General features: G+C 68.7%; 19 protein-coding genes. 9 read left to right on the top strand and 10 right to left on the bottom strand.

Features of this window, described 5'->3' with window-relative positions; genetic code table 11:
* Positions 1-123 precede the first annotated feature (123 nt).
* On the top strand, positions 124-774 hold the full coding sequence (gene catB, locus O0S08_RS24295; protein ID WP_269041622.1) for a type B chloramphenicol O-acetyltransferase: 651 nt from the start codon (positions 124-126) through the stop codon (positions 772-774).
* 61 nt (positions 775-835) lie between these two features.
* Here catB and O0S08_RS24290 read toward each other — a convergent pair whose 3' ends face one another.
* The 3 genes from O0S08_RS24290 to O0S08_RS24280 all read right to left on the bottom strand — a co-directional run bounded on the left by O0S08_RS24290 (position 836) and on the right by O0S08_RS24280 (position 6096).
* Positions 836-2989 carry a beta-propeller domain-containing protein gene (locus tag O0S08_RS24290; RefSeq protein ID WP_269041621.1) on the bottom strand — a complete coding sequence of 718 codons (2154 nt, stop codon included), beginning with the start codon at positions 2987-2989 and terminating at the stop codon, positions 836-838.
* A gap of 337 nt (positions 2990-3326) precedes the next feature.
* Positions 3327-5096, bottom strand: coding sequence for a glycoside hydrolase family protein (locus tag O0S08_RS24285; RefSeq protein ID WP_269041620.1), 1770 nt, complete (start codon positions 5094-5096; stop codon positions 3327-3329).
* A 388-nt stretch (positions 5097-5484) separates the two neighbouring features.
* Positions 5485-6096, bottom strand: coding sequence for a hypothetical protein (locus O0S08_RS24280; RefSeq protein ID WP_269041619.1), 612 nt, complete (start codon positions 6094-6096; stop codon positions 5485-5487).
* Between the two features lie 282 nt (positions 6097-6378).
* Between O0S08_RS24280 and O0S08_RS24275 the strand changes: the two genes are divergently transcribed.
* Positions 6379-7572, top strand: a complete 1194-nt coding sequence (locus O0S08_RS24275) for a hypothetical protein (protein WP_269041618.1) — start codon at positions 6379-6381, stop codon at positions 7570-7572.
* A 97-nt stretch (positions 7573-7669) separates the two neighbouring features.
* On the opposite strand, the gene O0S08_RS24270 is transcribed toward O0S08_RS24275, so the two are convergent.
* The 3 genes from O0S08_RS24270 to O0S08_RS24260 are packed head-to-tail and all read right to left on the bottom strand — an operon-like array spanning position 7670 to position 10598.
* Positions 7670-8698, bottom strand: a complete 1029-nt coding sequence (locus tag O0S08_RS24270; protein WP_269041617.1) for a hypothetical protein — start codon at positions 8696-8698, stop codon at positions 7670-7672.
* 45 nt (positions 8699-8743) lie between these two features.
* Positions 8744-10057, bottom strand: a complete 1314-nt coding sequence (locus O0S08_RS24265) for a Dyp-type peroxidase (protein WP_269041616.1) — start codon at positions 10055-10057, stop codon at positions 8744-8746.
* 13 nt (positions 10058-10070) lie between these two features.
* Complete coding sequence (locus O0S08_RS24260; RefSeq protein WP_371879551.1) at positions 10071-10598, bottom strand: hypothetical protein; 528 nt, start codon at positions 10596-10598, stop codon at positions 10071-10073.
* 478 nt (positions 10599-11076) lie between these two features.
* Here O0S08_RS24260 and O0S08_RS24255 point away from each other — a divergent pair, with 478 nt between their 5' ends.
* The gene (locus O0S08_RS24255) at positions 11077-12903 is read left to right on the top strand and encodes an IgGFc-binding protein (RefSeq protein ID WP_269041614.1); all 1827 of its coding nucleotides are present in this window, start codon (positions 11077-11079) and stop codon (positions 12901-12903) included.
* Positions 12904-12966: 63 nt separating this feature from the next.
* On the opposite strand, the gene O0S08_RS24250 is transcribed toward O0S08_RS24255, so the two are convergent.
* Positions 12967-13428, bottom strand: a complete 462-nt coding sequence (locus O0S08_RS24250; protein WP_269041613.1) for a hypothetical protein — start codon at positions 13426-13428, stop codon at positions 12967-12969.
* Between the two features lie 184 nt (positions 13429-13612).
* Positions 13613-14053: a hypothetical protein gene (locus tag O0S08_RS24245; RefSeq protein WP_269041612.1), complete on the bottom strand. Its 441-nt coding sequence runs from the start codon at positions 14051-14053 to the stop codon at positions 13613-13615.
* Between the two features lie 336 nt (positions 14054-14389).
* Between O0S08_RS24245 and O0S08_RS24240 the strand changes: the two genes are divergently transcribed.
* The gene (locus tag O0S08_RS24240; RefSeq protein ID WP_269041611.1) at positions 14390-14548 is read left to right on the top strand and encodes a hypothetical protein; all 159 of its coding nucleotides are present in this window, start codon (positions 14390-14392) and stop codon (positions 14546-14548) included.
* A 448-nt stretch (positions 14549-14996) separates the two neighbouring features.
* On the opposite strand, the gene O0S08_RS24235 is transcribed toward O0S08_RS24240, so the two are convergent.
* Entirely contained in the window at positions 14997-15197 is a 201-nt protein-coding gene (locus O0S08_RS24235) for a hypothetical protein (RefSeq protein WP_269041610.1), read from the bottom strand.
* A 919-nt stretch (positions 15198-16116) separates the two neighbouring features.
* Between O0S08_RS24235 and O0S08_RS24230 the strand changes: the two genes are divergently transcribed.
* The 5 genes from O0S08_RS24230 (at position 16117) to O0S08_RS24210 (ending at position 25484) form a co-directional block, all read left to right on the top strand.
* The gene (locus O0S08_RS24230) at positions 16117-16248 is read left to right on the top strand and encodes a hypothetical protein (protein ID WP_269041609.1); all 132 of its coding nucleotides are present in this window, start codon (positions 16117-16119) and stop codon (positions 16246-16248) included.
* A 112-nt stretch (positions 16249-16360) separates the two neighbouring features.
* Entirely contained in the window at positions 16361-17443 is a 1083-nt protein-coding gene (locus O0S08_RS24225) for an AI-2E family transporter (protein ID WP_269041608.1), read from the top strand.
* Positions 17444-17685: 242 nt separating this feature from the next.
* Positions 17686-18765 carry an AI-2E family transporter gene (locus O0S08_RS24220; RefSeq protein WP_269041607.1) on the top strand — a complete coding sequence of 360 codons (1080 nt, stop codon included), beginning with the start codon at positions 17686-17688 and terminating at the stop codon, positions 18763-18765.
* Between the two features lie 55 nt (positions 18766-18820).
* The gene (locus O0S08_RS24215) at positions 18821-20917 is read left to right on the top strand and encodes a cation:proton antiporter domain-containing protein (protein WP_269041606.1); all 2097 of its coding nucleotides are present in this window, start codon (positions 18821-18823) and stop codon (positions 20915-20917) included.
* 484 nt (positions 20918-21401) lie between these two features.
* Entirely contained in the window at positions 21402-25484 is a 4083-nt protein-coding gene (locus O0S08_RS24210) for a chemotaxis protein CheB (RefSeq protein ID WP_269041605.1), read from the top strand.
* A gap of 384 nt (positions 25485-25868) precedes the next feature.
* Here O0S08_RS24210 and O0S08_RS24205 read toward each other — a convergent pair whose 3' ends face one another.
* Complete coding sequence (locus O0S08_RS24205) at positions 25869-26060, bottom strand: hypothetical protein (RefSeq protein WP_269041604.1); 192 nt, start codon at positions 26058-26060, stop codon at positions 25869-25871.
* Positions 26061-26227 lie beyond the last annotated feature (167 nt).

The following is a 26227-nucleotide window of genomic DNA, read 5'->3' as shown; positions in this document are numbered from 1 at the left end:
CGGGCGGGCGCGGGCGCGGGCTGTCCGCCAGGCTCGGAGTCAGCCGTGCGGGATCCGCGGAGGCCCGGCCCGCCGCGCGACTCGTTCCGGAGCGGCGCGATTTGGAGTAGAACCTGCCCCGTCATGAACTACTTCGAGAGCCCGTTCAAGGGCAAGCTGCTGACCGACCAGGTCACCAACCCCAACATCGTCGCGGGCCGCTTCAGCTACTACTCCGGCTATTACCACGGCCATTCGTTCGACGACTGCGCGCTCTATTTGATGCCGGATCGCGCCGACGTCGACAAGCTGATCATCGGCAGCTTCTGCTCGATCGGCACCGGCGCCGCGTTCGTCATGGCCGGCAATCAGGGCCATCGCCACGACTGGGTCACCAGCTTCCCGTTCTTCTACATGCCCGAGGTGCCGGCCTTCGCCGGCGCGCGCGACGCTTTCCAGCCCGCCGGCGACACAGTGATCGGCAACGACGTGTGGATCGGCGCCGAGGCGATGTTCATGCCGGGCGTGCGGGTCGGCCACGGCGCAGTCATCGGCAGTCGGGCGCTCGTCACCCGCGACGTGGAGCCCTACACCATCGTCGGCGGCAACCCTGCGCGGCCGATCCGCAAGCGCTTCTCCGAGCCGGAGATCGCCATGCTGCTGGAGATGGCCTGGTGGGATTGGCCGCTGGAGCGGATCCACGAGGCGATGCCGCTGCTGTGCTCGAGCGACATCGCGGGCCTCCACCGCATGTGGCGAGAGTCCGGCGCGAACGCCGGCGGCGCCGAAGCGTGATTCGTCGCCGGCGCGACGCCCCGGCGGGGCGTCGCGCCGGCGATGCGCGAGGCGCTCGGCCTCATTCGTCCATCAACGGGATGGACGCGGTCGGGTGCGCCAGATCGTCGAGCTGGGCCACGTTGACCCGATCGCTGGCGATCGAGAACACCCAGTCCTCCATGAACACGGAGCGCTTGACCGTGGACGCCGAATCCGTCCACCAATTGTCGCACCTGCCGCTCCACGTCTCCTCCGTCTCGGGCTCCTCGTGGGGGACGCCGCCCAGCGGGGTGAAGCCGCCGTCGACGGTCACGCGGTAGACCAAAAGGCCGCTGAAGGTCATGAGGTCGCCGAAATCACCGCCGCCGCCGCCGCCCTCGCAGATCGTCATGGGCACCGCGAGCAGGTCGCGCGCCTTGAAGTAAGTGAAGGCCAGGTGATCGGTGGCGGCGTCCGAGGTCGAGCCGCGGGTGCCGATCACCTCCTTGTCCAGCACCGAGGGGTGCGCCAGATCGGACACGTCGATGACCTGCAGCTGGATGCCCTGGAACCACGCGAAGTCGCCCTGATCGTCGGCGTCGTAGCCCATCGTGAGCAGGTGGTCGTGGTCCATGAGGTGCATGTACGTCGAGAAGCCCGGGATCTTGAGCTCGCCCTTGACGCTCGGCGCGCCGGGGTCGGCGAGGTCGAGCACGAACAGCGGGTCGGTCTTCTTGAACGTCACCACGAAGCCCATGTCGCCGCGGAAGCGCACGGAGCGGATGTCTTCGCTCGGGGCGAGGTGATCGAGCCTGCCGAGCTCCACCAGCCGCGAGCCTTGCTCCCGCAGCACCTCGACGGTGCTGTGGACCTCCGGGTCCGGGAGGTGCCCGGTGGTGGTGGCGATCCGGAGCGCGCCCTCGTACTCGTCCATCGCGAACTGGTTCAGGATCCGGCCCTTGACCACGCCGCTGGCCGCGTACTCCGCCGCCGACCCGCCGGGCTGGAGCGCGAACTTGTGCACCGTGGTGGCCTCGTCCACGCCCTCCTCCTCGAGCTCGGGGAACCAGGCGCCGTCCTGCTCCTCCTGCTGGTGTCTCACCGCGACGTAGAGCGAGTCCTTCGTCCCGTACACCGCGCCGGGGCGGCTCATGATCGTGCTGGCGGCCATGGATTGGTATCCGTCGATGGCGAAGGACACCAGCGACAGGAACCCGCGGGCGTCACCGGTCTGCGACAGGTACACGTCGTCGCAGGCCGAGAGCAAGCCCTCCGTCACGTCCATCCCGCCGCCGAAGTAGTACCAGGTGTCCCGGACCGTCGGCATGAGCCCGGTCAGCGGGGCGGCCTCGATGCGCTTCAGGTTGGCGACGCGCAGCTTGGCGAACAGCTGCTGCACCTTGAGCGGGCTGAAGCCCTGCTCCTTCAGCCCGCAGCTCACGCCGGGCAGCGCATCGGGCCAGTAGGACAGGCCCGGGACGTCGTACTCGGGGAACACCACCGCGGTGTGGACGTCCATGCCGACTCGCCGCGAATTGAGGTACGAGCCGTTGAACTCCACCTCGCGCGTCAGGCGAGGTTTGGCGCGATCGCTGATGTCGAGCACGGTGACCTGGAGATTGCGCCCGTCCCCGGTGAAGTCGCAGTCGTAACCGTACGTACATTCAGTATCCGCGATCTCGCTGGACCAGGCCTCCAGGGAGGAGTAGATGACCGCCGTGTTTTCGTGGACGTACATCCGCCGCGGCGTGCCCTTGATCGGGTAGGAGGAGAGCGCGTGCGCCTTGGCCGCGGGCCAGGCGTCCAGCACCTGGAAGCGACCGTCGGCGAGGATGTAGAGGTAGCCGCCGTCGTTCTTCACGAAGTCGGCCTCGTCCACGTCCTCCACCTGGACATTGGTCCCGGAATACTCGCTGGCCTCTTCTTCCTCCTCCTCTTCCTCCTCCTCTTCCTCCTCTTCGCCGTAGAGTTCGTCGCAGGTGTAGGTCGCGGCTAGCATGGCCTGGTCGAGATTGGCCTGCAGCTGCTCCGTCATGGCCTGGGCGAGCTTGACCTTCAGGGCGCCGGCGACGTCCTCACACGATTGGGCGCGGACGAGCCCCGGTGAGGAGCCCTCGCGCTCCTGAGGCTCGGCCGCCCCGCCGATCGCAAGCTCGTCGGACGCTTCGTCCGCGGCCGAATGCGACGTACAGCCGACCGGCGACGCGGCCAGGGACGTCAGGGTGAGCACGGTGATCCCTCGTGACATTTGCATCTTGAGCCTCCTACTCTCTGTGAACAGACGAGAATGCGGTCAGGCCCGGCGAGGGGCCCGCCCGCGTATTCGCAATCGACATCGACCGGGGCGACCCGCGGCCCGGCCATGCAGAGACCCGGGCACGACGAGGCGCACTTCCGCGGCGCGAGCCCATCGTACCAGTATCTTCGGCATGGCCACCAAGCATGTGATTCGTCCCGCGAGGCGTCCAGCAGACTGTGGTGCGAATGACGTCGCCCGCCGGCCGGTCGACCGCCCGGGGGAGGGGCCATTGGCCACGAGCGCGGCGGCGCGGCCGCGCCGCGAATCGACGTCCGGCGCCGCGATCGGCGATCTACAGGGCGGGTTCATCGTCCTCCTCGAGGGCGTCGTCGACCTCCTCGTCCTCGTCGCCGGCGAGTCGCCCCGACCGCTCCTCGAGCCCGAGCCGCTCGGCCAGGGGCGGCTCGGGCAGCTCGACGAGGACGCCGTCCGGGAGGTGGTCGACCATGAACACGTAGGCGTTCATGGCGTGGCAGACCGAGTCGGTGCGCACGTAGCGGTCGCGGGCGCTCCAGAACACGCCGCCCCGGGCCATGTCCGGGTTTCGGGCGACGAAGGAGTTCTCGGGCGAGTAGGTGTACTGCATCAGCAGGCGAAACAGGCGGACGACTGCCCCGCGGAAGCCGGCGCAATCGTCGGGGTCGCTGTCCGGGCAATCGAGGTAGAGCTCGGACAGGACCTCGGCCAGCCAGCCGTTGCCGCTGCTCGACAGCGAGGCCTGCCAGCGGCCGTGGCGGTAGACGTCGTCGGGATCGTCGATCTGCCGCGTCAGCAGCTCGTCCGCGCAACCCCACACGGTCTGGCGGATCGCCGGGTCCTCGCTGGCGCGGGCGAAGTCGAAGAGGGACAGGATGACCCAGGAGCTCGAGATCGGGTTGGGCGAGCGATAGTCGTCGCCGACGTAGCAGCCTTCGCGCTCCACCTTGGCGGTGAGACGGCCGGCGGTGCGCGCGGCGGCGTCGAGGTACCGCGCGTCGGCGGTGGCCTCGTAGAGGCGCGACAGCGCCGAGAGCACCTGGCCGGTGTACAGCATCGACTCTCGCCCGCTGACGCTCCACGTGTGGTTCGAATCCAGGCGCAGCTCCGACGATACGCGCCCGTCGTCGCCCTGCATGGTCAAGAGCCAGTCGGCGGCCAGCCGGGCGGCGTCGAGGTACGCGCGGTCGCCGGTGAGCGCGTGCAGCTCGATCAAGGTGAAGATGGACTTGGAGGTGGTGCCGACGACGAATCGCGGCTCGCGCTCCAGCCGCCGGAGGTCCAGAGAATAGTGGAATGCGCCGTGACCGGGCTGGTCCGGGGCGACGCGCTGCATGGAGAGCAGGAACCCGGCGGCGCGGGCGATCGGCTCGCGCAGGCTCTCGTCCCGATCGTGGGCGTGGACCGCCAGCAAGGTGTAGAGGGTCGACGCGGTGTAGATCGTGTGCAGCCGGTCGTCGAAGCTGTCGGTCGGCGCGTGATAGTACTTGTGGACGCCGCCGAGCGCGGGGTCCATCACCCGCAGGAGGTACGCCTTGCCCTCGTCGATGCGCCGGCGCACCATGGCGCGGTCGAGCGCGCGCACGGGCACGAGGCCGCGGACGAGCTCCACGCCCTTGCCCTCGTACTCCACCAGCGCGTAGTCGTGATCGATGAGCTCGACGACGAAGCGCGCCCGGGTCACGCGCGAACCATCGGGGCCGGAGGCGGCGAGGGCGCGGCGAGTGGCCTCCTCCAGGGCTTCGCACAGCTCGGTGCCGGCCGCGAGCCCGCGACCGACGACCGCGCCTCGATCGTACATCGAGACGGCGACGGTGAAGGGTTGCGCCGCGCTCAGCGGCAAGGTGCAGGAGAGGCCCGGATCGTCCGTCGTCACGTCGCGCACGAACTCGACGACGCGGTCGCGAAAGCCGGCGTTGTCGAGCTCGGCGCCCAGATCCTCGGCCCCGTCTCGCTCGCCCGGGTCCGGCTGACAGGCTCCGACCAGGAGCGCGGCGATCGCCAGACTCGTGGCGATCGTGCCGGGCCTCGCGGCCGGGTGACCGACGTCCTTGCTATCGACCCAAATGCGTTCTCGCGGCGGCACTTCCGGCCTCGCTTCCGAGGTAGCGCCCGCCAGCCCGCGCCGAACCATTCACGGCGCAGGGTGGCGGAGAGCAGACTGCACTGATTGCCAGGCTAGCGCCGGCCAGCGATGCGACAAGCAGGCGCCAGGTGCGACACGAGAGCCGTCGACGGCGATCACATGGACCGCGCAGGATCGCGCAGGACCGTTCCTACCTGCAGCCGAGGCTGCCTCACGCGACCACGGACGCGCCGCGCGCCGTGACCTCCTGCCGGAGCAGAAGCGGAGCCAATCGTCGAGGCTGCCGGCCGCACGCTCGAGGCCGGTGGGGCGCCGGATCCTCGCCTATGCTCATAGGACGGAGCAGGTCCCGGGGATCGCCGTCACGACCGAGCATTCGCCGAAGGACTCATTGCACGGCCGAGATCATCGCCTCCATGCAGATTTTCGGGCTCTCCGCGACCGTGGTCTGCGGCTGGTGGAACGCGTGCATGCGCCACAGCGGCGCGCCCTGGGCGTCGTACCCCATGATGCTGTCGGGGAGCCGCCAGTTCGAGACCTGCGGCACGCAGCCGGCGAGCGGCTCGAGCGGCGCCGGACCCCAGACGAGCGTCTGGCTGTACAGGTCGGGCGTACCGACGAGGTCGTAGCGGATCGTCAGCGAGGCGCTGCCATCCTCGGGGAATCGTTGCGTGAAGGCGTCCGCCGCGACCTCGCAGGGGACAGTCGACCAGGGCCAGCCGCCATCGCACAGCCGGGCGCGCGCAGCCTCGAACAACGCAGCGCCGGTCGGCTGGTCGACGCGGAGGTCGGGTCGCACCTCCGCGTAGAAGTCGGCGAGGCATTGTTCGTAGGTGATCGTCGCCTCGATCGTCGCGGTGCCGGCGAACGCGTCGACGGCCCAGAACCTGACGCAAGCGAAGCCGTGCTGCTCGAGCAGCGCGTCGACGTCGACGGCGTCGTCGGAGCAGGCGAAGGCGAACAGCGCCGAGACAGCGAGCCAGGAGGCGCGCGGAGACATGCGACCACGCTACCACGACCGGCCTCGGGCCGAGGGCGGCCGCTCGGGTCGAGCTCGACGTGGCCCTGCGGCGGTGGAGCGGTGTGATGATTCCGCGGGCGCATGTGCGGACGCTGGGCGGTGGGCGACTCGGGGTCAGGCGAGCAGCGCGCGGCCGCCGAGGAGCAGTGAGCTTCGTCATGCTTCGAGCCCGCCGCCGTCCGCGGACGCCGGTGCCTCCAGCACCCGCTGCGGCTTCTCCTGAGCTGCACATCGACGCCACGGACGCGATAGGCTGCCATCATGCGCGCGTACGGCTTGTCTCTCCTCTCCGCGACGATCCTCGCCTGCGGCTCCACTGGCACCACTTCGTCGACTGTGACCGACAGCGACTCGACGGGCTCGACGACCCAGAGTCCGACCACCGGCGGCCCCGTCACGTCCAGCTCGACCGGCGACTTCCCGACCGGCGGCTCCGACGGCATGACCGCGAGCGGCAGCACCGCCGACACCACCTCGACGACCTCGCCCACGTCGACCTCCGAGACCACCGTCGACATGACGAGCACCACCATGCCCGTCACCAGCACCACGAGCACCGGTCCCGATACCACGACCACCGGGCCCGACACGACGACCACCACGGGCCCCGACACGACGACCACCACCGGGCCCGACTCGACCAGCACCGGCGAGGAGTCGACGACCGGCGTCGAGGAGCTGTGTCCGTGCCCCGACCTCGAGGTCCCGCTCGACGACGGCGTGTTCGTCCTCTCGCTCACCGCCGAGCTGTGGAAGTTCTTCCCGATGGACAACAGCTTCCAAAAGCTGGGTCCGCTGAGCTGCGACCTGCCGCCGAACACCTTCTCCATGGCGGTCGATCGGCTCGGCTACGCGTGGGTCCAGTACAGCGGCGGCCAGCTGCGCACCATCGACGTCACCAACGTCGCCAATTGCACCGACCCCGGCTACGTCGTCGGCCAGCAGGGGATCACCAACTTCGGCATGGCGTTCGTCTCGAACAGCCAGTCGGACGCGTGTGACCGGATCTACGGCAACCGCGCCAACTTCGTGCCGGAGGGCAACGCCGTCTCCGACTTCTTCGCCATCGATCCCGTGTCGCTCAACGTCCAGCAGATCGGCAAGTCCGACTACGGCACCGCCGAGGTCACCGGCACCGGCGACGGCCGGGCGTTCCTGTTCGCCGGCGCCAACCCGGCCAAGCTGGTCGAGATCGACAAGGCGACCGGCCAGAAGCTGGCAGTGACCCCGCTGCCCGGCGTCGAGCTCGGCAGCGCCTGGGCCTTCGCGTTCTTCGGCGGCGACTTCTACTTCTTCACCAACAGCCAGAACGGCCCCGGCAGCGAGGTCACCCACATCGACTACGACGACAGCGACATGAACGGCCAGCAGGACATCACGGTCGTCGTCGCCGACGCGCCGATCAGCATCGTCGGCGCCGGTGTCTCCACCTGCGCCCCGACGGCGCCGCAGTGAGCGTCGTCCGCGGCCGGCAGGTCGTGGGCGTCCGCGCCTGACCGGCCGCGCAGAGGTTCACCCGGCTTCACGAGGACCGAGCCCCGGGCTCGCGGCGTCACTTCATCAGGGCGAGGTTCCGCCAGAAGCGCCGCAAGCTGTCCGTGCCGCCGAACAGCGTCGTGAAGTGCGTCGAATCGACCATGAGGATGTCGCCGGCGCGCTGCCCCGCGGGCGGGAGCCAGAGCAGGCAGTTGAACTCGGTGTGGCCCGCCGCGGTGAAGGGGTGCGGGCGCTGGAGATCGATGGGCTGGCGCGCGAGCACCCGCACCGACTTCGTGTCGTCGCCGATCAGCGCGTAGTGCGGGAGGTGCGGGTGGAAGCTGAGCGTCGGCACGTCCGCGAGCAGCCCCTTCTCGTCCAGATCGTGGAAGGCGGTCAGGGGGGCGATGTCCGGGGTGCCCGGGACGAAGGCGGGGTGCAGGCCCCATTGATTGATCACGGGGATGTCCAGCGCCTTGAGCAGCGACCGGGTATAGCCGCCGAAGCGCTGCTGTCGCGGCACGAGTGGGTCACCGTGGTGCTCGTATTCTTCCTGGCGCTGCGCGTAATCCGGCGTGGCGCCCACGTCGTGGTGCGGGGCGATCACGAGGCAGGTGTCCTGCCGCTCCAGCCAGCGTCGGATGGCCTCGATCTCCTCCGGCGCGGCCGCCTGGTCGGAGAGCAGGTGATCGAGGCCGAACACCAGCAGCGTGTCGGTGTCGGCGAGGATCCGCTCGTCGATCGGCAGCGTGAAGCCGGCCTGATCGACGCGCTGGAACACCGCCACGGGGTGACCGGTGGTCTCGCCCGCGACCGCCTGAAAGCTCAGCGCGGAGCGGTGGAACAGCTCCAGGGTGCCGTCGATCCCTTGCAGAAACTGCGCCGGGCTGAACTCCGGCGTCTCGTAGGCCGGCCACAGCACCCTGCGCACCTCGGTGATGGTCGAGAGGCGGTTGTCCAGCGTGGTGAGGTCGCGCTGGGCCTCCCACGGGTAGCTCCACGCCCAGTAGATGCTGATGCGCCGCTTGCCCGGCGTGTACTTGCGCGGGACGTGCGACTGATTGTAGGTCCTCGCCGGCGGTGAGATGGGGTTCTTCGGGGTCATGACAATCAATCGGGGCAGCGTTCGGACAGGATCGTGCGCGTGCGCTCAGCCGGCGGCGAGCCAGCGCAGCGCCTTGAGCCCGGGGATGAAGAAGTAGGCGCCGCCGCGTACTGTGGTGAATGCGGGCAGACCGGTGATCCGGCGCCGGATCGGTCGCGTCGGGATCTTGAACTCGAGCGTGCCGTCCTGGGTGCCGATGATCGGATCGCGCTCGTTGCCGAGCTCGTGGAAGTTCTTGTCGTTGATCCACACGTTCTGGGCGAACTCGAACTGGCGGATCAGGCTGGCGCACAGCACGAAGGCCGCGATGCCGCGCTCCTGGCCGTCCTCCGGCGCATCGTCCGGCAGGTGGGGGCCGTAGGTGGCGCCGCGGCGGATCATGCGGTGCCGGTTGATGCTGGCCGCGGTGTCCCGCGGGTTCACGCGGCGGATGTGCGCGCCGAGCGGGACGGCGTAGCCGTACGGGTCATCCTGCTTGTAATTGAAGTCGTTGTTCCGCTGCGGGTCGGCGGCGAGCGCCGGGTCGTCCCTGTCGGGCGCGAGCACGAGCGGGGCGCCGCTGCGCCAGCGCCCCATCAGCTTCGCCGCCAGGAGCTCCTGCTCCGCGGGGGTCTCGCCGTGCTGCGCGAGGAAGTCGCGGAACTTCCCCACGTGCTCCTGCAGCCGGCGATACGCCATGAAGCTGCCGTTGCGCGAGAGCACCTCCGGCTGCGGCTCGGCCGTCGGCGGTCCGAGCTCGTCGGGATAGCCGAGGATGAACTCGCCCGGCTTCAGCAGACCGCCGGAGCCGGGCAGCGGCTCGTCGCCGGAGCCCTCGATGGCGAGGTTCGTGAGCTGGTCGCGGTAGCCGAAGTGATCGTGGGCGTAGTCCAGTGGCGGGACGGCCGCGACGTCGAGCGTCGAGAGCACCTCCGTACCCGGAGCGTCCGCCAGCAGGTCGGCGAGCTCTTTTTGGCAGCGCGCTTGCTCCTCGAGGTCGCGGGTGAAGAGGAGGACGATTGCGTGGAGGTCCGGGTCGGCCATGCCGCCCACCCAGTGGTCCGGGTGATTCGCGCCGGTGTCGCCGAGGATCTCCGCGCGCGCCGCCATGCCCTGGCGGAACTCCTCCGGGAAGGTGGCCAGAGCGGCCTCGTCGACGCCGAGGGCGCGCAGCCCGTTCCACGTGAACGCGAGCGTCACCCACCGCTTCTCGTCGGCGATCGACGCGCGCATCGTCTGGACCGAATGCACCTGCTCGACCATCGCGGACAGCCACGCCCGCCCGGCCGCCGCGCTGTGGAACGAGAGGAACTCGTACCGGCCGGCGCGCGCCGGGGCGCGGTTCAGGAGGAGGTACTGAATGTCGTCGAGGTCGAGCATGGGGCCCCGGGGGTCACTGCATCTGGTCGAGGATCTGCGACACCAAGTACTTCACGCGCAGCGACTTCTTGATCTCGTCGGCGCTGACGTACGGATATTCGCCGTACTCGAGGAAGCTCGGGCAATGGTGCGCTCGCACGAATTCGATGAAGGCCGGCGGGTTGGTCTTCCAGTCGGCCGGAAAACCCTCCAGGTTCTCGAACACGGTGCTGATCCCGGACTGCGAGAACAGGGCGACTGCGTCCTCGGTGTACTTGTCGAAGTCGGTGTCGAAGATGCCCTGATACATGAAGTAGGTCTCGCCCTTGATCTCGAACAGCACCCACCGCAGGTAGTGCAGCTCGAGCGGCGCGAGGATGTCCGGCTGGTCCTTCACCGCCTTCTCGATGGTGCGCCCGTGCTCGCGGAACACCTCCTCGCGCCCCGGGATGATCTTGGCGACGATCGTGAAGCCGTAGCACGCGGGCGTCTTGGGGAAGATGGGCCCATAGCGGCCGTACTCGACCTCGTCGGGGAAGAAGCCGCCCTCCGGGATCGCCATCGCCGCGGGCTCGGACCACTCTGGTTTGGACGTGTCGGACACGGCTCGCGAAGATGGTGTCGTCGCTTGCCTGTGCAAGCATTCACGAACACGTCTGCGGCCTGAGGACCGAGTAACGTCGTTGATACGGATCGGAGCCGGGCCCATGCGCGAGCGACGCTGGCCGCCCGCATCGGTCCGTGGATGGCCTCGTCGCGCGCCACCGCCGAGCGCGCTGGACGTGCTGCTCGGCGCGATCGCCACCTGCCGCGCGAGGATCGAGAACGCTCGCGGAGCTCCGCGTCACGCAGGGGAACACGCGATCATCATTCGCTGATGGCCGAGCGGCCGGCCGCGGCCACCACGAAATTACCGGTCGCAGGGTCGGTTGCGCGAGCCACGGGTCTTCGGCGACTCTGGCCGCATGTCGAAGCTCGGCTCCCTGGCTCCCCTGGTCGCGGTCTCCATCCTCTGTGCGTGCGGAAACGACGCGTCGACCGTGAGCGTCTCGGAGGCCTCGGGGGTGTCGGGACAGAGCACCGCGAGCAGCCTGACGGGCCCGACTTCGTCGGGCGCCGACACGACCGGCTCGACCGCGGCGCCGACCACCAGCGGGGCGTCGGCGTCGGGGTCGACGTCGACGACCGGTACGGGCACGGACGCGACCACCGACGAGGAGACGAGCTCGTCGACGGGCGCGCCGGTGACGTCGTCGACCTCGACGACGACCACCACCGACGGCCCCGGCGAGACCACCCTGCCGTGTGACTGCACCCCGGGCGAGACCGCGGAGTGCGAGGGCAAGGACATCCTCGTCTGTCAGGACGACTGCATGACCTTCGCGCCCGAGGCGTGCCCGCCCGGCACGACCTGCAACGGCGGCGCGTGTGCGGCCAGCTTCTGCAAGCCGGGCACCAAGACCTGCGAGGACGACGACAGCTTCAAGCAGTGCAACGGCGACGGCAGCGCCTACGACCCGCCGGTCGACTGCGGCGAGTTCGAGGGCTGTTCGCTCGGCGACTGCTACGCGCTGTGCGACCTGGTCTTGCAGACGCCGAGCACCGTCGGCTGCTCGTTCTTCGCCAACCGCATGGACAACTACTACGGCGATCAGAGCGACTCGCTGGTGGTCGGCAACACCCACAAGACCAAGACCGCGACGGTGCAGCTGTACCTGGCGCCCACCGGTCAGAACGTCGAGCAGCCGCAGGGCGCGCCGGTGATGATCGCGCCGGGCCAGACCTACACGTTCACGCTGACCAACCCGCCGATCGACAAGGTGTCGACGCTGCGCAAGGGCGGGGCGTACCGCATCGACAGCAACGTCCCGGTGGTCGCCTACCAGCACTCGCCGATCGGCTCGCAGGCGACCAATGACGCCTCGATGATGTTCCCCGAGCACGCGCTGCAGGCGAACTACATCGTCGCCTCGTACAAGCAGAGCCAGGCGAACTCGCCGAGCTACTTCAACGTGATCGCGGCGGCGGACAACACCACGGTGTCGTGGACGCCGCCGGTCAACACCCTCGGCGGCGGCGGCGTGCCGGCGGTGACGGCCGGGCAGACCGGGCAGGTGGTGCTGAACCGCTACGACACGCTGCAGGTGGTCGCGCCCAATCCGCCCGGAGACCTGTCGGGGACGATCGTCACCGCCGACAAGCCGATCTCGGTGATCGGCGCCAACGAGTGCGTCAACGTGCCCAACATCAACACTTTGTACTGCGACCACGTCGAGGAGCAGATGCTGCCGCTCGAGTACTGGGGCATGACCTACGTCGGCGCGGCGTCGCCGAAGCGCGGCAACGAGAAGCACTACTGGCGCGTCTACGGCGGCGAGGACGGCACGGTGGTGACGACGGTGCCGGCGCAGCCGGGCACGCCGATGAACCTCAACAAGGGCCAGTGGCAGGAGCTCGTGGTGCCGAACGGGACCAGCTTCATCTTCGAGGGCAACAAGCCGTTCTTGCCGGTGCAATACCTCGAGGGCCAGAACGGCGGCGCCGGCACCGGCGACCCGGCGATGTACCAGATGATCCCGGTCGAGCAGTACCTCGACCGCTACGCGTTCGCGACCGGCACCAACTACGCGCAGCACTACGCGCAGATCATCCGCGTGCAGGGTGCCCCGGACGTGCTGATCGACGGGGCGGTCGTGAGCGGCTACACCGTCGTCGGCGGCTACGAGGTCGCCGACTGGAAGATCTCCGAGGGCCCGCACCTGGCCGAGAGCGCGCAGCCGTTCGGCATCCTCAACATCGGCTACACGCCGGTCACCTCGTACGCGTACCCGGGCGGGACGCGGCTCAAGGTGATCAACCCGCAGTGAATCGCGCGGGAGACTCGGGGGGCCCGGCGTGGTCGGGCTCGCCGGTCGCGCGCGGGCGGTCCATTACCGTCCATGTGCCGCCGGCGGCGTCACGGGCAGGAACGCCGGGTTGACCGGGTTGCACAGCGGCATGTTGCTCGTGGTGCTCGTCTCGGCCCAGCGGAAGCACGCGTAGAGCTGGCGGCGGTCGCAGCCCTCGACCTCGACGACTTGCCCGGCGTCCTTCCAGGTGTCGCGGCCGGCCGCGCTCTGCTGGCGGGTCGACTCCCACACTGCCAGGCGCGCCGGGTCGGCGCGGACCTCGGGCGGGGGCTCCGGCGCCGGCGCGGCTGGCCCGAAGGCCATGGCGAAGAAATCGAGGTCGAGCCGCACGCGCGCCGTCAGTCGCTCCTCGGGACAGCTGTGTGCCGCCGAGAAGGCGCGGCGGGCGACGGGCTCGAGATCGGTGTAGATGAGCGAATAGATGCACCAGCCGATCCCGGCGAGGACCAGCGCGACGATCGAGAGCCAGAGCAGCGCACGCATGAGGACCCGCCTTTACTGCATCGTAGCACCGAGCCTGCGGGCGAGGGCGCGCCGGCGCAGCGCCGCCGACGCGCGCAGTGTGTCGCGCTCGCGACATTCTCGGCAGGTGGGCTCGCGCGCGTCCTCTGGCGGATGAAGCGCGCGCGGTTTGCCCTCGGGTCCGCGCGCTCGCGGCAGCGAGGACTCAGCCCGGCATGACGCAATAGCCGGAGCCCGCGACCTTGTTGTTCTCGGTGCGGCACTCCTGCCAGAGGTGCTCGGGCATGCCGTCGTCGAGGACGACGTAGACCGGGGTGCTGCCGTCGGTGAGGGCCATCGAGGGGTTGGGGACGTCGATCGCCACGTCCTCGGCCTCGGCGGGGTACAGCGCCTTCTTGGTGGTGCCCTCGCCGAGCTTGACGCCGCCCATGTCGGGGTCGCCCTCGTAGAAGCCGACGGTCACGCCGGCGGGCACGGCCGCCTGGCCGATGTTGCGGACGCGGGCGATGAGGCCGTAGGGGCCCTCGCAGCGGGGGAACAGGCTGGCGGTCAGGTCGGGCGCGGAGAACTCGCCCTCGGGCTGGACGTTCTGGCGGTAATTGTTGAGACCGTCGGTCTTCCAATTCGGCGGCTCGACCGCCGGCACGGAGCCGTCCTCGCGGACGTTGGTGATGTGGTGTACAACCGCAGCTAGACCCCTCTACGATCTCGAATACGAGGGAGTGTTTCGAAAACTGCCCGGATCGCGACAAAATCGGGACGAATTCTCGAGACAACCCGGAGATCGCGCCGGCGCGCATTCGGGGCGCTGAGCCAACCCAGACACTCCTGCAACGCCAGCCGCGAGGCCGCCAGCCGATGGGCCATCGAGACAACGAACGCGTCGCGTTCGCGCCCGCGCCCGCACTCGCGCCCGCCATCACTCCCCTTCGCCGCTCCGCAGTTCTCCAGGGGTGAGCGGGTCTGTGGTACCTATCAAATCATGAGCGACCCAACGATCGACGAGATCGAGAAGAAGACCCCCGCGCCGAGCGAGACGGAGGCAGAGACGACCGAGACCCCTCCGGCGGACACCGATATGAAGGTGCAGCCGAGGGCTGGTGGGCACCAAGTCGGCCTTTGCCTCGAATTGGAGCCGTAAGACGCTGCTCTCTCGCCGGGACGAGCCCGCGTCGCGGGGGCGACCGTTCCTGCGCCGGCTCGACGCCGTGGCTCCTCCCACCTTGGAGAGTTTCGCAGCAGCGCTACTCGTTCTCCGCCGGTGAGGTGCAGCCGGCGGGCCTGTCGAGCGATCCCCGACCTCGCGCCGCGTACCCGGGTAGGACCGCCGCCCCCGCTCCCAGAATGATCAAGAGATGTGAACGTGCTGCGCGGTCACGGCGATGACTGACTGGGGCCGTCGAGTCCGGCATTGGTTTGCGTCCCGTGCCCTCAGTCTATCAAGACGCCATCGTCCACCGCTCACCGTAGCGCCGTCGCCTCGCCAGGTTGTGAGCCCAGCCGGGAGCCGCTCGCCTGAGCAAAGTCGGCGACTCGGCGTGCGGGGGGCCAAAGCTCGCTTGTGCCGAAACCCGAATCCGCTGCGATCGTCATCGAGTGAGCTCGGACAACCCGCTTCGTGCCGCGACGAGCTCCGCCATCGCCGTGCGCAGCCGCTCCCCCACAATCTGCTTCTCGGCCCGCTCCGTGACGACGAGTTCGGCCATGGCCGCGGTCAACTCACCCTGAGCGACCGTCATCCTCTCCATGGCGGCGGCGAGCCGGTGCCTGCGTCGAGTCTTGCCGAACATGTCCTGACTTTCGCAGGCCGTCAGTAGCGACCTATGCGACGCCTTGCAAACTCCGCCGCAAGCACGGCCTGGCCTAGCTGGACTTCCCGCAGGCGCCGAGAGCTTCGCCGGCATCCCGGCGGAGGTTTACTGGCGCGAAACGAGGCCCAGGCCCGCATGAGCGCGCGGATGTAAAAATTCCACATGTTCGTCCCGTTCGACCGCTTCGCCCGACAGCCACCGTAAGGCCGCGAGTCATGCGAGAGTGGAAGGATACGATGGAAAGTCAAACCAATGAAGCCCCCGCAGCGCTCTTCGCCAGCGGCGAACTGCATGAAATCAGCTCTCTATTCATAGAATGCCCGGAAATCGCGCATCCTCACGACGCGAATTATCCGGTCCATCTCGATGGCCGCCGCCGTAGGCCGCGAAGGCCGCCCGGTCTTCCTGCGGCGCTGGGATGTTCTTGACCATGACCTCGCTCGTGGCCGATCGCGCCGATGCCGCCCTCTGCGGAGGCCTCGAGGCCAGCGCTCGATGTGACCCAGAGGACAGGTGATTTTTTCCCGCTGGCGACCTGCCGGAACGCGGCGGGCAGTAACCTGCCTCCTCAAGCCACCCTTCGAGAGCATGGGCCTGAAGGATCGGGCAGAGCAGGGCGAGCGGGTCAGTCAGGGTTGCGCAGCTTGGCGATGTCCTCGTCTGTGCGGTTGCCGGCGCCCCGTCGTGGGCTTGGGTTCTCCTCGCCACTGCCCGCCGCGCCGGATTCAACAGGGTCCGGAGCTGAACGGGGGGCACGAGGCGACCCGGGCTCCTACCGTGCCAGAATCACTGCCTCCCAACGAGCTCAGGTGTGCTCCAGACGCTTTTGGGGTCGCTAGGCGGACTAGCGACTTGTGCAACCGCGATCAGGGTTGGCGCAGGCGCAGGGAGACGTCCGATGAACCACGATCAAATGCAGGGCAAGTGGGAGCGACTCAAGGGGTCCGCCGATAAGCTCTACGGGACCATCCAAAGGCGCTTCGGCGACGGCCAGGAAGAGGTCGGTCGCAAGGGTTCGAGCGCGCTGTAGCGGCGACTCCGCCGCCCCGAGCGTAGACGGCTCCGGCCTCGCGGCCAGGAGCCCGTTTTTGTGTCGTGCCCTCGCCGGCCTTGTCCACCGAATCTCACCGAAAACGATCGACGTGACATCTCCCCTCGATACTCGCGAAAAAGCTCGCTGGATAGTCCTCCTGGCCACCCTTGTCGGCGCGCTCTACCTGTGCTGGTTGATGCTGGCGCCGTTCGTGGACGTGCTCCTGTGGGCGGCCGTGCTGGCGCTGGCGTTCGAGCCGATTTATCGGCGCCTCCTTGCGCGCACCCGACGCCCCAACTTCAGCGCGGTGGTGTCGTGCCTGCTCGTGGTCCTCACTTTCGGCTTGCCGATGGCCCTCGTCGTGTGGATGACGGCGCGTGAGATCGGCCCGGCGATCGCGGGCCTGCAGTTGGCCCTCGCCGCCTTGATGGATCCCGACTCGCCGACCACCGGCACCGCGATCCGCTGGCTCAACGAGCGCATGGACGTCCTGCACATCCGCGCCGAGGCGACCGAGTACCTCAATACCGCCGGGCGCGAGCTCGCCGCCCGCGTGCTCGCGGTGATGCAAAACACGGCTGCGGCGGTCGTCGGCTCGCTGCTGGCGCTGTTCGTCATGTTCTACCTGTTCCGCGATGGTTTGACGATCCGCGACGCGCTGGCCAACGCGATCCCGCTGCGCAACGCACCCACCCGGGCGTTACTGCTGCGGGTCCGCGAGGTCGTCGCTGCCTCCATCTACGGCGGCGTCGTCATCGCCGCGATTCAGGGTATCCTTGGCGGGCTGGCGTTTTGGGTGCTCGGAGTGCCCTCGGCGCTGCTGTGGGGCCTCGTGATGATCTTCATGTCGCTGATCGGCGCCTTCCTCGTGTGGGTCCCAGCAGCCATCTACCTGGCCGTTCAGGGCGCGTGGATCAAGGCGATCGTGCTGACGGTGTGGGGCACTTTCGTGATCGGACTCATCGACAACTTCTTGCGCCCACGCCTCGTCGGCAAGCGCACCGAGCTCCACGAGCTCCTGATCTTCTTCGCCATCCTCGGCGGGCTGCACCTCTTCGGCTTCCTCGGCATCGTGCTCGGGCCGGTCGTGCTCGCGGTCGCTTTGTCACTGTTCGAGGCATTCCGCCATCCCGAGGTCATCCTGCCCCCACCGACGATGCCTCCGCTCACGCCGCCGCTGGTGAGGCCGTAGCAGCCGCGCCTCACGCCCCGGTCGGCTCGCCCGCCGGCGCCTTCGCCCTCGGGCGCCGCGCCGATACGCGAGAGCAGATAGGCTCGAGCGGGTCGCTCGCCACCAAGCCAGGGGGTTCCGGTGTCTCGCGCGGCGTCACGCGCAGCGGGGGTCGCGGCGGACCCTGGTCGGCGCAGCAGCCGCCGCCCCGGCCGACGCGGCCCGGCCCCACACGCCAAGATCCGATCCATGTCTGGCGTCTCATGAACGACACGGAAACGAACCCGGATCGGCGAGAACAGGCCCGCAGACTCATCTTGCTCGCCGCGGTGGTCGGCGCGTTCTATCTCTGCTGGTTGATGCTCCTGCCCTTCGTCGACGTGCTCCTTTGGGCAGGTGTCTTGATCCTCACCTTCAATCCTGTGCATCGGCGGATCCTCGCGCGCACGAAACGGCCCAACCTCAGCGCGGGGTTGACGACCCTGTTCGTGATCGTAGCGATCGGCGCGCCGATGGGTCTCGTGATGTGGGCGATCGTCCGCGAGATCACGCCGGCAGTCGGGCTGTTGCAGACAGGCTTTGGCCAGCTCCTCGATCCCGAGTCCGAGCTCACCGGGCCGGCGATGCGGTGGTTGGGGCGACACGTCGACCTCGAGCAGATCCGTCGGCAGATCAGCGAACAGCTGCGGACGTTCGGCATGCAGCTCGCCAACAGGACCCTCGGCGTCCTCGGCGACGTGCTCGGCCTGTTCGTTCGGGCGTTGTTCGTCGTGTTCGTGATGTTCTACCTGTTCCGCGACGGGCGGATGGTGCGGGACGCGCTAGCAGGCGCGATCCCGCTGCAGGACCGTCAGACCCGGGAGATCCTGCGGCGGATAGGCGAGGTCGTCGGCGCCAGCGTCAACGGCGTGCTCGTCATCGCGACCCTTCAAGGCGTCCTCGGCGGCGTGGCGTTCGCGGTGCTCGGCGTGCCCTCGGCCATCATCTGGGGCGTGGCGATGATCTTCCTGTCGCTTATCCCGCTCGCCGGCGCGTTCGTGGTGTGGATCCCGGCCGCCATCTACCTCGTCGTGACCGGCGCGTGGATCAAGGGCATCCTGCTCGCGCTGTGGGGAGTGTTCGTCATCAGCCTGGTCGACAACTTCCTGCGGCCCCGGCTCGTGGGCAAGCGGGCCAAGCTGCACGAACTCTTCATCTTCTTCGCGGTGCTCGGCGGCTTGCAGGTGTTCGGGCTCATCGGCCTGGTGCTCGGGCCGGTGGTGTTGGCGATCGCCCTCTCGCTCTTCGAAGCTTTTCGCCACCCCGGAGAGCCCACAATACCGAACTCGGCCGTGGTGGAATGAGCGAGCGAGGCCTTGTTGGGCCGCCCTCCTCGCGGATGGTACCTTTAGCGGGACCATGGCGGCCAGCCTCCCATATTACCTCCAGGCGCTCAGCGTCGTCCTGGGCACGGCCGCGATGACGAGCCTGGTCTCGCAGCGTTTCAAGCAACCGCCCATCTTCGGCCATTTGCTCGCAGGTATGCTGTTGGGGCCGCACGTGCCCTGGAAGATGATCGCCGGCCCCGGCGGCGCCGCCTTGACGCACGTGATGTCCGAATTCGGCGTCATCCTCCTGATGTTCAGCATCGGCATCGAATTCAACCTGCGAAAGATCGCCCGCATCGGCCCCTCGACCGGCATGACGGCTCTGTTCGTCGTCGGGCTGATGGTGTCGGCGGGCTACCTGCTCGGTCGAGCGTTCGCGTGGACCAGGGTCGAGAGCCTGTTCGTCGGCGCGTGCATCGCCATCTCCTCGACGATGTTCGTCGCCAAGGCGTTCGAGGATCAGCACCTCCGTGGCGAGTTCACCGCGGTCACGACCGCCGTCCTCGTGTTCGAGGACCTGATCGCAATCCTGCTCCTCGCCGTGCTGACGGCGATCGCCTCGGGGAGCGGCCTGTCCGCCGGCGAGTTCGCACTGACTCTCGGCAAGCTGCTCGGTTTTCTCATCGTCGTGCTCACCGCGGGCTTGCTCGTCGTGCCGCGCTTCCTCCGCCGCGTCGTCGGACAGCATCGTGCCGAGTCGACGCTGATCGCCGGGATCGCCATCTGCTTCATCACGACTGCCCTGACGTCGGCCGCAGGTTACTCGGTCGCCCTCGGCGCATTCCTCGCGGGCCTCCTCGTCGCCGAATCGGGGGAGGGCACGAGCGTCGAGCACGTCATTCGACCGCTGCGCGACATCTTCGGCGCGCTGTTCTTCATCTCGGTCGGGATATCGATCGACCCGTCGCAGATCGCCGCGCACTGGCTTCCTGTGCTCGCGTTCACCGCCCTCGTGCTCGTCGGGAAGGTCGCCGGCGTCTCGCTCGGCGCGTTCCTGTTCGGCCAGGGGGTGCAGACTTCCGTACGTGCAGGGATGAGCCTCGCTCAGATTGGCGAGTTCTCGTTCATCATCGCCGGGCTCGGCATCGCGTCCGGGGTCACCGGCGAATTCATCTTCCCGGTCGTCGTGGGCGTCTCCCTGCTCACGTCGGTGATCACGCCGTGGATGGTCCGGCGCTCGCACGGCGCTGCCGCGGGCTTCGAGGCGCACCTGCCCGCCAAACTGCGCCTCCTGGTGGCGCTCTACGAAGCGTGGATCAAGCGCCTCTGGTCCGCGCCCCCGGCCTCGGCGTCGAGCCGGCTCCGCCGGGGCGCGCTCTATCTCGCGGTCGACGCGGTGTCGCTGGTTGCCGTGCTCGCCGCGTCGAGCGAGGTCCGGGACGAGATCGTCGCCGTCATCTCTCACCGCTTCGCGCTGCCCGCAGCGCTGGTGGGCGGCGTTTGGACCGCAGTGACGCTGCTGTTCGCCGGCCTCTTTTTCGTCGGCGTCGTCCGGCGCAGCGCGGCACTCGCCCGCACCCTCGCCGAAGGGACCCTCCCGCCTCACAGGGCCGACACCGCGGAGGTGGGGCAAGCGCCGTGGCCCGTGCTGACCGTCGTGATCGAGCTGGCTCTCCTCATCGTCATCGGCCTGCCGCTGGTGCTCCTCTCGCAGCCCTTCGTCCCCGTCCATTCGGGCCTGCTCATCCTGGTCTTCGTGCTCGCCCTCCTCGCCCACAAGGCCTGGCAGAGCATCACCATGCTGGAAGCACACACGCACGCCGGCGCCGAACTGATCGTCCAGGTACTGGCGCGCCAGGGACGCGACACGGCGGAGCTCGCCGAGCCGCTCCCACCGGCGCACGATCTGCCCCCCGGGTGTTCCAGCCTGAGACGGATCCGCCTCGAAGCGGGCAGCCTCGCGGCCTGCAATTCGCTCACCGGACTCGACCTGAAGTCGCGCAGCGGCGCCGATGTCGTCGCAATCGAGCGTCCTGGGGTCGGCGCGCTCCTCCCGTCGTCGCGAGGGCCGCTCGAGCTCGGCGACATCCTCGTCCTGCTCGGCCCCGAGACCGCGCTCGCGACGGCACAAGACCTGCTTCGAGCGGCCCCGAAGGCCACGGAAGCTGGCGAGGCGCCAGAGCCATGATGAGCCTGCCTGGCGCGCCGCCGGCTCGAGAACCTGCCATTCGGACCTGTTCCCGGCGCGCCGCAGATGGGTCGACCATCCTTCGCGTCTTTGTTGCGCCCCTGTCGACGGGGCTGCTCGAGTCGACGAAGACGTGGCGTCACTTGCACGCCGCAGACTGTTCTGGTCGCTCATGACCTTTCCGCGCCGTCACGTTCGCCGACCCTTCGCTCGACGAGCGGCTCCTCGCGCGGTCAGCTTGACGATGTCCACCGTCGCCACCGGCGCCAGCGAGTAGCCGAGCACCAACGCCCGAGACCTGTCTGTGGCAGGCGCGTCCGCCGTCCGAAGGCGGGGCTCACACGCCCCAGGCGAAAAAGCTCTTGCAGGCGGGAGCGGCCTCGGCCCTGCGCCCGCGCTTTCGATTGCGCCCGGGGACATCCGCGTGCTATGCGATCGGGTTACTCTGCTGCGCCGCAGACGAGTTCCACGCGAGGAAATACACGTGCCGACCTCTATTCGCCTCGGCAATTCGGAGGAACGCTCGGCTCTCTGTCCCGTCGTCGGTATCGGCGCCTCCGCCGGCGGCCTCGAGGCCTTGGAGCAACTGTTCGCCCACGTGCCGCCCGAGCCTGGCGTGGCCTTCGTCGTCGTCTCGCACCTCGCCCCGCACCTCCCGAGCCTCATGCCCGAACTGCTCGCCAAGCAGACGGCGCTGCCGGTGAGCGCGGCAGAGGACGGAGCGCGCGTCGAGCCCGACCACGTGTACATCATCCCTCCCAACGCAGCCCTCACCCTCGAGCACGGCGCGCTTCGACTCGAAGCGCGAGACGACCGCACCAACCTCATCGACACGTTTCTCCGCTCCCTGGCGGAGGAGCGCGGGGAGCGAGCGATCGGCGTCATCCTCTCCGGGACCGGCAGCGACGGCAGCCTCGGCCTCAAGGCGATCAAGGAGCACGGCGGGGTGGCGATGGCACAGGAGCTCGCCTCCGCGAAGTACAACACGATGCCCCGCACCGCGATCGACGCCGGCCAGGTCGACTGGATCCTCCCGGTCGAGGCGATGCCCGCCAAGGTGATGGAGTACGTCGCACGCATCCAGAGTACCAGCGCACGCCCGGCCGACGGCGCGCACGAACCGACTAGGGCGCGCGAGCACGACGTACTGATGAATCAGCTGTGCGCGCTCATTCACCGCAGGACCGGCCGCGACTTCAGCCGCTACAAGCGTTCGACGATGGAACGACGGGTGCAGCGGCGAATCCATGTGCTCCAGCAGCGCTCACTGGAAGATTACGTCGACTTGTTGAAGAACACGCCCGCGGAGGTCGATCAGCTGTTTCAGGACCTGCTGATCAGCGTGACCCAATTCTTCCGCGATCCCGAGCTGTTCGAGGCGCTGGCTCGGGACGTTTTGCCGCGGATCCTCGCGGACCGGGCGCCGGACGACCCTGTGCGGGTGTGGGTCCCCGGCTGCGCCACCGGCGAGGAAGCCTACTCGATCGCCATGATCCTGGTCGAGGCGCCGCAGACGGCGGCCCGAGGCGCCAAGATCTTCGCCACCGACATCGACGACGAGGCGCTGGAGGTGGCGCGGGCCGGGCGATACCCGGAGACGATCGCGGACCGAGTCTCCCCGGAGCGGCTCGAACGCTTCTTCGCTCCCCGACCGAATGGGGGGTGGCAGGTCCGCAAGGAGATCCGGGACATGTGCGTCTTCTCGACGCACAGCATCATCAGCGATCCACCGTTTTCACGGCTCGACCTGATCTCGTGCCGGAACGTGCTGATCTACCTCGAGAGCGATCTGCAGCGGACCGTCTTTCCGTTGTTCCACTACGGTCTCCGTCCGGGCGGCTTCCTTTTGCTCGGACCGTCCGAGAACGTCACGGCCCACCCCGAACTGTTCACCGTCGTCGATGCGAAGCAACGGATCTTCCAGCGGAAGGAGGCGAAGGTCTCCGTCAGGTTTCCGCTCGGGGGGCTCGACCTGTCTCGTCGGATCGCCGAGGCGCCGCAGGGCCACGAGCCGGCGGCCCGGGATCAGAGCCTCACCCGGACGCTCGAGCGCCTGATCCTCGCCGTCTATGCGCCCCCCGCCGTCATCGTCCGCGGCAACGGCGGGATTGTGTTCGTCTCGGGGCAGACGCGGAAGTTCCTCGAGCTCGCGCCGGGCGCCGCGGGGATCAACGTGCTCGAGATGGCCAGCAAGGAGCTCCGGCCGCACTTGCACGTGCTGCTGCGCGAGGCCACCAGCAAGCGCCAGGAGCGGATCCAGCGCGGAGTCTCGCTCCCCGTCGACGGCCGCATTCAGCCGGTCGACATCGTCGTCCGACCGCTGCTCGAGCTCGGCGCGGACTCCGATCTGTACGCCGTGATCTTTTACGAGGCGGGCACCTCCCTGAGCTCCGAACAGGCGGAGGCCGAGGGCCGCACCCCCGCAATCGGCGACGCGCACGCCGCGGCGCTGGAGACCGAGCTGCGCAGCACCCGGGAGAACCTGCAGACGGCGGTCGAGGAGCTCGAGGTCGCGAACGAGGAGCTGAAGTCGACCAACGAGGAGCTTCAATCGTCCAACGAGGAGCTCCAGTCGGCCAACGAAGAGCTCCAGACCTCGAAGGAGGAGCTGCAATCGATCAACGAGGAGCTCCATACCGTCAACGCCGAGCTGAGCCGCAAGCTCCAGGAGCTCGACAAGGCCAACAACGACCTGCAAAACCTGTTCGCCAGCAGCCGGATCGCCACCGTGTTCCTAAACGGCGACCTCACCATCAAGCGCTTCTCGCCCGAGGCGAGCCAATTGTTTCGGCTGATCGACAGCGACGTCGGGCGGGACATCACGGATATCGTCCCCAAGTTCGCCGGCGGTGACCTCGTCGCGGACGTCGAGCGAGTGCTGCAGACCCAGTCCGCGTCGCAACGCGAGGTCCAGCTGCTGGATGCGGATGTCTGGTACCAGCAGCGGATCCAACCTTACCGAACGACCGACGACGTGGTCGTCGGCGTGGTCATCACATTCGTCGACATCACCGATTTGAAGTCCGCCAGGGACTCGGCGCGCCGGCTCGCGGCGATCGTGGAGTCGTCCCACGACGCCATCCTGGCGCTCGATGACCGCGCTGCGATCGTGACCTGGAACAACGGCGCCGAGGTGATGTTCGGTCACACTGCGAAGGAGGCCGCCGGGCGAACGATCGACTTCCTCGCCGCTCCCGACGAATCGTCGCCGTTCGCCTCGGCCTTCGCCGCGGCCCTCCGCGGTGAGCGCAGCCCGCCGATCGAGGCGTTCCTGCAGCGAAAAGACGGCTCGCGGGTGCGGGTGCTGGCGAGTCTGTCGCCCATCACCGACACCCAGGGCAGCCGGGCTGCGGTCTCGTGGATCGCGCGCGACATCACCGAGCACGAGCGCGACCGGCAGGCCCTTCGCGAGAGCCAGGAGCGCTTCCACGAGGTCAACGCGGCGGATCGGAAGAAGACCGAGTTCCTCGCGTTGCTGGGCCACGAGCTACGAAACCCGCTCGCGCCGATCCGCAACGCGATTCATTATTTGCGGCGGGCCCTGCCCACCCCCACCCCGGCGATCCAGCGGGCGGTGGGAATGGTCGATCGCCAGGCCGCGCACATGGCCCGGCTCATCGATGACTTGCTGGACGTCTCGCGCATCTCCAGCGGGAAGATCCTCCTCAAGAAGCGGCGCGAAGACCTCGTCGCCGTGGTCCGCACCGTGGTCGAGGATCACCGCGCCGAGGCGGCCCGCGCGGGGGTCTCCGTGCAGTTCACCGCCCGCGAGCCTCTCCCGGTGAACGGAGACGCGGTGCGGCTGTCGCAATGCATCAGCAATATCCTCGGCAACGCGTTCAAATTCACCGACCCCGGCGGTCGGATTTCGGTCGTGCTCGAGCGGCGAGGCGACACCGCCGTCGTGCGCGTGAGCGACAACGGCGTCGGCATGGACCCCGAGACCCTGGCCAGAGCCTTCGAGCCCTTCGCGCAGTCCGATGTTCACCTCGCACGAGGGCGGGGCGGCCTCGGCCTCGGCCTCTCGCTCGTCAAGGCGCTGGTCGAGCTGCACGGGGGCACGGTCGAGGCGACGAGCGCGGGCCAGGGTCGTGGTACGGAGGTCTCGATTCGTTTGCCCCTTGTGGCTTCAGCCCCGCCCGACACGGAAGTGGACGCGCCGGAGCTCCCGGGCCGCCCCGACGATCGGCGGAACGTGCTCGTGATCGAGGACAACGAGGACGCCGCCCAGAGCCTCGGCATGTTGCTCGGCATGTGGGGTCATGCCGCCGCGATCGCCGATTCGGGCGCAGCAGGGGTGGAGGCGGCGCTCGCAGATCCACCCGACGTGGTCCTGTGCGACCTCAGCCTCTCCGGCTCCATGGACGGCTACGAGGTGTGCCGGGCCCTCCGCGCGGCCTCGTCGACAGCAGGCGCCCTCATCATCGCCTTGACCGGTCACGGCCTCCCATCGGACACGGAGAAGGTCAAGAAGGCCGGCTTCGATCTGCATTTGATCAAGCCGGTCGACCCCGAAGCGCTCGCGCGAATCATCCATCACTCGCCGCTCGTGCATGCGCCCGGCTGATATCGGCACGGCAGGGCGTGGCGTGGCGTGGGGGCTGGGTCGCGGCGCGAGCTCGAACCGGTGAAGCGCGTCGATGGGCGTCGCCGAGGGCCGCGATCCCGTCCCAGACCTCGCTGGGTGCTCGCGCGGTCGTGGTCGGCGGCGCTTGGGCGGCCATGATGAGGCCGGCTGCACCGCGCCGGTGCGCGAACCAGGCCGGGACCGTGGTGCCCAGCGGCACGTCGTCGCACGAGCGACTTCGGCGCGACGCGGTCGAGCCCCGAGTTCGCGCCCGACGACCTCGCCATGCGCTTCGCCTTCGACCATCGAAGGGAGCAACTTTGGTTCGCCTGTCAAGAGTTCGAAACCGTGCATCTGAAACGCCGGTTCCACATCAACCTGGATTCAGGCCCAGGCGGTGGCCGACCAGAGCGCACCACCAATACTGAACATGACCAAGGACTCCTCGTCGTCCTTGGTGTTCACGATTGCCTTCGCCCACTCAGCAGGTGTACCCTCCGAATCGTAGTCGGCGGTCCACGAGACGAGCGCGGCGACGAGGAGCGCGTCGTCGCGGAAAAAGCTCGTTGCAGCCACCGGGGCCGTTCGGCTCGGGGCTCACCGCGTGGACCAGCGCCTCACCGAGCAGGTCTCCGCCGTCCGTGCCGACCTGGGCGATGCAGGCGAAGGTCTCGGGCAGGTCTGGTGTGCCCCGCGTCAGGTAGCGGCGGCCGTCTGCGACGAGGAGCGTCCACGAGCCGTCG

It is taken from the genome of Nannocystis punicea, assembly GCF_026965555.1.
GTDB lineage: Bacteria > Myxococcota_A > Polyangia > Nannocystales > Nannocystaceae > Nannocystis > Nannocystis punicea.
Note: the sequence above shows the minus strand (reverse complement) of the source record. Positions and strands in the feature narration are given on the sequence as shown.

Bases quoted from the DNA above. Each gene is read 5' to 3' on its own strand.
- O0S08_RS24275 (WP_269041618.1), top strand. From the start codon at position 6,379: ATGCGCGCGTACGGCTTGTCTCTCCTCTCCGCGACGATCCTCGCCTGC.
- O0S08_RS24250 (WP_269041613.1), bottom strand. From the start codon at position 13,428: ATGCGTGCGCTGCTCTGGCTCTCGATCGTCGCGCTGGTCCTCGCCGGG.
- O0S08_RS24215 (WP_269041606.1), top strand. From the start codon at position 18,821: ATGGCGGCCAGCCTCCCATATTACCTCCAGGCGCTCAGCGTCGTCCTG.
- O0S08_RS24265 (WP_269041616.1), bottom strand. From the start codon at position 10,057: ATGCTCGACCTCGACGACATTCAGTACCTCCTCCTGAACCGCGCCCCG.
- O0S08_RS24220 (WP_269041607.1), top strand. From the start codon at position 17,686: ATGAACGACACGGAAACGAACCCGGATCGGCGAGAACAGGCCCGCAGA.
- O0S08_RS24270 (WP_269041617.1), bottom strand. From the start codon at position 8,698: ATGACCCCGAAGAACCCCATCTCACCGCCGGCGAGGACCTACAATCAG.
- O0S08_RS24290 (WP_269041621.1), bottom strand. From the start codon at position 2,989: ATGCAAATGTCACGAGGGATCACCGTGCTCACCCTGACGTCCCTGGCC.
- O0S08_RS24280 (WP_269041619.1), bottom strand. From the start codon at position 6,096: ATGTCTCCGCGCGCCTCCTGGCTCGCTGTCTCGGCGCTGTTCGCCTTC.
- catB (WP_269041622.1), top strand. From the start codon at position 124: ATGAACTACTTCGAGAGCCCGTTCAAGGGCAAGCTGCTGACCGACCAG.
- O0S08_RS24240 (WP_269041611.1), top strand. From the start codon at position 14,390: ATGAGCGACCCAACGATCGACGAGATCGAGAAGAAGACCCCCGCGCCG.
- O0S08_RS24260 (WP_371879551.1), bottom strand. From the start codon at position 10,598: ATGGCGATCCCGGAGGGCGGCTTCTTCCCCGACGAGGTCGAGTACGGC.
- O0S08_RS24230 (WP_269041609.1), top strand. From the start codon at position 16,117: ATGAACCACGATCAAATGCAGGGCAAGTGGGAGCGACTCAAGGGGTCC.
- O0S08_RS24235 (WP_269041610.1), bottom strand. From the start codon at position 15,197: ATGTTCGGCAAGACTCGACGCAGGCACCGGCTCGCCGCCGCCATGGAG.